The following is a 4,977-nucleotide window of genomic DNA, read 5'->3' as shown; positions in this document are numbered from 1 at the left end:
CGCCCCCATCTTCGAGGTGGCCTCCTACGGCATCACCGGCGACCTCTTCAAGGTCACCCCCATGCTCATCGAGTCCATCAAGGCCCTGAAGGCCTCCAAGTAATTCGTTTTCCTTTCACAGCAGCATCACATAGAGAAGAGACCCCGCCGGAACGCTCCGGCTGGGGTATCTTCTCTTGTGTGCCGTAGAGAAAGTGATCCACATACGTGGGATATATAGACCCCGGCGAGGAAAAGAGAAAGAATCTGTTGAACGGAACGGGTGCTCCCCCTTTCGTTTGATGCCCCCACAGACCCCTTCATAGGGCCTTTGGAAACTACTGTTTTGTAGTACAAGGAGGATCATTATGAGCAAAAAAAATTACGTCGTTATGGACGGTAATACCGCCGCGGCCCATGTGGCCTATGCCTTTACTGAGGTTGCGGCGATTTACCCCATCACTCCCTCTTCTCCCATGGCGGAGAAGGTGGACGAGTGGTCCGCGAAAGGCCGGAAGAACCTGTTCGGCTCCACCGTGGACGTCATCCAGATGCAGTCTGAGGCCGGTGCTGCCGGTACCTGCCACGGCTCCCTGCAGGCCGGTGCCCTGACCACCACCTTTACCTCTTCCCAGGGCCTCATGCTGATGATCCCCGCCATGTATGCCATGGGCGGTCAGTTCCTCCCCAGCGTGATGCACATCGCCTCCCGCGTGGTGACCTCGAACCACCACTCCATCTTTGGCGATCACACCGACTTCATGACCTGCCGTATGACCGGCTATGCCATGCTGATGTCCTCCTCTCCCCAGGAGGCCATGGACCTGGGCGCTGTGGCCCACCTGTCCGCCATCGGCTCCAAGTACGCCTTCATGCACTGCTTTGACGGCTTCCGTACCTCCCACGAGATGCAGCGCATCGAGGCCCTGGACTACGAGGACCTGCGCGGCCTGGTGGACTACGAGGCCCTGAAGGACTTCCGCCGCAATGCCCTCAACCCCGAGCATCCCACCAACCGCGGCAACAACGTCAACCCCGACGTCTACTTCCAGTGCAAGGAGGGCGCCAACGTCAAGGCAGCCGTCGTGCCCGAGACCGTTCAGCACTACATGGACGAGATCAACAAGATCACCGGCCGCGACTATAAGCTCTTCAACTACTACGGTGCTCCCGACGCGGAAGAGGTCATCGTGGTGATGTGCTCCGCCTCCGAGGCCGTGAAGGAGACCGTGGATTACCTCAACGCCAACGGCCGCAAGGTGGGTATGGTCCAGATCCATCTGTACCGTCCCTTCTCCGTCAAGCACTTCTCCGAGGCCATTCCCGCCACGGTCAAGAAGATCGCTGTCCTGGACCGCAACAAGGAGACCGGTTCCGTGGGCGAGCCCGTGTACCTGGACGTGGTCACCGCTCTGAACCAGGCCGGCCGCGGCGACATCCGCGTGGTGGGCGGCCGTTACGGCCTGTCCTCCAAGGACACCACTCCCGGCCAGTTCATCGCCGTGTATGACAACCTCAAGCAGGAGAACCCCAAGAACAACTTCACCATCGGCATCATCGACGACGTGACCCACACCTCCCTGGACTACAAGGAAGTGGAGCTGGCCCATCCCGGTGAGGTGGCCTGTAAGCTGTGGGGCCTGGGCGGCGACGGTACTGTGGGCGCCAACAAGAACGCCATCAGCACCATCGGCCTGGTGGCCAACAAGTATGCGCAGGCTTACTTCTCCTATGACTCCATGAAGTCCGGTGGTCTGACTCAGTCCCACCTGCGCTTCGGCGATCACCCCATCCGCGCTACTTACAACGTGTCCTCCGCTGACTTCGTGGCGGTCCATGCCCCCACCTATGTCAACAAGTACGACACCACCGCCGATCTGAAGGACGGCGGCACCTACCTGCTCAACTGCCCCTGGTCCGTGGAGGAGCTGGGTGAGCGCCTGCCCGCCAAGATGAAGCGGGATCTGGCCAACAAGCACGCTCAGTTCTACATCATCGACGCGGCCAAGCTGGCCGGCGAGATCGGCCTGGGCAAGCGCACCAACAGCATCCTGCAGGCCGCCTTCTTCGCCCTGACCAAGGTCATCCCCCTGGACATGGCCGTGGAGGACATGAAGAAGAACAACTACAACTCCTACTTCAAGAAGGCCGGTCAGAAGATCGTTGACCTGAACAACCAGGCTGTGGACGTGGGCATCAACGCCGCCGTGAAGGTGGAGATCCCCGCTTCCTGGGCCGATGCCGTGGACGCTCCCGCTGCCGAGATCGAGGCCACTCCCTTCGTCAAGGAGATCGTGATGCCCATCGACCGTCAGCAGGGCGACAAGCTGCCCGTCTCCGTGTTCCAGAAGCACGGCGTGCTGGACGGCACCTGGGAGAACGGTACCTCCGCTTACTCCAAGCGCGGCGTGGCGACTGCGGTGCCCAAGTGGAACCCCGACGCCTGCATCCAGTGTAACCGCTGCTCCATGTGCTGCCCCCATGCGGCCATCCGTCCCGTGCTCCTCAGCGAGGAGGAGAAGGCCGGCGTGCCCGCCTCCTTCGTCACCGTGCCCGCCAAGGGCCTGGGCAAGGACGCCCCCGCTTACTCCTTCCGCATCCAGGTCTCTCCCTATGACTGTCTGGGCTGCGGCGTGTGTCTGACCGCCTGCCCCGCCAACCAGAACGAGAAGAGCGCCGACGCTCTGGTCATGACTCCCTTCGAGGAGATGAAGCCCGAGCAGGAGAACTTCGACAAGGTCGCCATGAACGACGCCTACCTGAAGAAGGACATCATCAGCGACAAGACCGTCAAGTCCATCCAGTTCGCCAAGCCCTACTTCCAGTTCTCCGCTGCCTGCGCCGGCTGTGCCGAGACCACCTACATCAAGCTGGTCAGCCAGCTGGTGGGCGACCGTATGTACATCGGCAACGCGGCTGGCTGCTCCTCCGCGATCAGCGGCGGCGCCCCCATCCTGCCCTACTGCCGCGACTGCGAGGGCCATGGTCCCGCCTGGGAGCACTCCCTGTTTGAGGACAACGCCGAGTTCGCCTACGGCTTCTTCCACGCTCAGGATGCCATCCGCAAGGAGCTGCTCATCCGCATGGAGAGCCTGAAGGCTGCCGGCATCGCCGTGGAGGCCATTGACAACTACATGGCCAACTGGGAGGACAAGGATCAGACCCGCGCCGTCTCCGACGCTCTGGTCGCTGCCCTGGAGGCCGTGGAGAAGAACGCCGACATCGAGTACATCCTGGACAACAAGGAGTACCTGAGCAAGAAGTCCATCTGGGCCATCGGCGGCGACGGCTGGGCCTACGATATCGGCTTCGGCGGCATCGACCACGTCATGGCGCAGAACCGCGACGTGAACCTGCTGGTTCTGGATACCGAGGTGTACTCCAACACCGGCGGACAGGCCTCCAAGTCCACCCCCATCTCCGCTGTGGCCAAGTTTGCCGCCGGCGGTAAGCGGGTGGCCAAGAAGGACCTGGGCGCTATCCTCATGAACTACGGCTATGTCTACGTGGCTCAGGTCGCCATGGGTTATGACCAGAATCAGACCCTGAAGGCCATCCGTGAGGCCGAGTCCTATCCCGGTCCCTCCATCATCATCGCCTACTGCCCCTGCCTGGAGCAGCACATCAAGGCCGGCATGAGCTGCACTCAGACCGAGATGAAGAAGGCCGTGGAGGCCGGTTACTGGCACCTGTACCGCTACGATCCCCGCCGCATCGCCGAGGGCAAGAATCCCTTCCAGCTGGATTCTCCCGAGCCCGACACCGATAAGCTCATGGACTACCTGATGGGTGAGAACCGCTTCGCCTCCCTGAAGAACAACTTCCCCGAGCGCGCGGAGGAGCTCTATCAGCAGGAGATCGCGGAGCTGAAGGCCCGCTATGCCCGCTATCGCAAGATGGCCGACGAGCAGTAAGGGAATATAAACGACGTTTTGACCCAGTCAAACACGGCCGCGACATCCCTGTGAGATCGCCGCTGTCCGTATGACAGCAACGGGGTGCCGCCTGTGTTGGCGGCACCCCGTTCTTTGTTTTGCCTGGGTCTCCGGAACAGAATTATCTGAGGAGGAACGGTTATGTATCAGACCATTCGCTTTGAGAAGCAGGACAATATCGCTATCATCACCATCAATCGCCCCGAGGCCCTCAACGCCCTCAACTCCACCGTCATCGGCGAGCTGGAGCAGGTCATCACTCAGGTGGAGCAGGACAGCACCCTGGGCTGCATGATCCTCACTGGCGAGGGCCGCTCCTTCGTGGCCGGCGCCGACATCGGCGAGCAGATGCCCCTGGACCTGAACGGCGGCCGCAAGTGGGGCCAGCGCGGCAGCGCTCTGTTCCGCCGCATTGAGAAGCTGGAGATCCCCACCATCGCTGCGGTCAACGGCTTCGCTCTGGGCGGCGGCTGTGAGCTGGCGCTCTGCTGCGACATCATCCTGGCCAGCGAGAAGGCCAAGTTCGGCCAGCCCGAGGTGGGCCTGGGCATCACCCCCGGCTTCTCCGGCACTCAGCGCCTCCCCCGCCGGGTGGGCATCGCCAAGGCCAAGGAGCTGATCTTCTCCGGTAAGATGATCAAGGCCGACGAGGCTGAGAAGATCGGTCTGGCCAACGCTGTCTACGCTCCCGAGGAGCTGATGAACGGCGCCGTGGAGATGGCTCGCTCCTTTATGAAGAACGCCCCCATCGCCGTGAAGTACTCCAAGGCCTGCATCGACCGCGGCATGCAGATGGACATCGACGACGGCATCGCCCTGGAGAACGAGCTGTTCGCCATGTGCTTTGCCACCGCCGACCAGAAGGAGGGCATGACCGCGTTCCTGGAGAAGCGTTCCGCCACCTTTGAGAACAAGTAAGAAGAGGAGTAGAACGATATGATGACATCCCAGGAGTACATCGAGAGCCTGCGGAAGCTGAAGACGCGGGTGTACATGTTCGGGGAGCAGATCGAGAACTGGGTGGATCACCCGATGATCCGTCCTTCGATCAACTGCGTGGCCA

Annotated in this window: 3 protein-coding genes; all 3 read left to right on the top strand. The window is 61.5% G+C overall.

What is annotated here, in order from left to right:
- Nucleotides 1–347 precede the first annotated feature (347 nt).
- Complete coding sequence (gene nifJ / locus INF37_RS15465; RefSeq protein WP_101690944.1) at nt 348–3,893, top strand: pyruvate:ferredoxin (flavodoxin) oxidoreductase; 3,546 nt, start codon at nt 348–350, stop codon at nt 3,891–3,893.
- Nucleotides 3,894–4,055: 162 nt separating this feature from the next.
- Entirely contained in the window at nt 4,056–4,832 is a 777-nt protein-coding gene (locus tag INF37_RS15460; protein ID WP_101690943.1) for an enoyl-CoA hydratase-related protein, read from the top strand.
- Nucleotides 4,833–4,850: 18 nt separating this feature from the next.
- A partial coding sequence (locus tag INF37_RS15455) for a 4-hydroxyphenylacetate 3-hydroxylase N-terminal domain-containing protein (protein WP_145996787.1) occupies nt 4,851–4,977 on the top strand: 127 nt, incomplete at its 3' end.

Origin of the sequence: Pseudoflavonifractor gallinarum, from assembly GCF_014982855.1 — a bacterium.
In the GTDB taxonomy this organism is placed as follows: domain Bacteria; phylum Bacillota; class Clostridia; order Oscillospirales; family Oscillospiraceae; genus Pseudoflavonifractor_A; species Pseudoflavonifractor_A gallinarum.
This window is presented reverse-complemented; position numbering and strand designations above follow the sequence as displayed.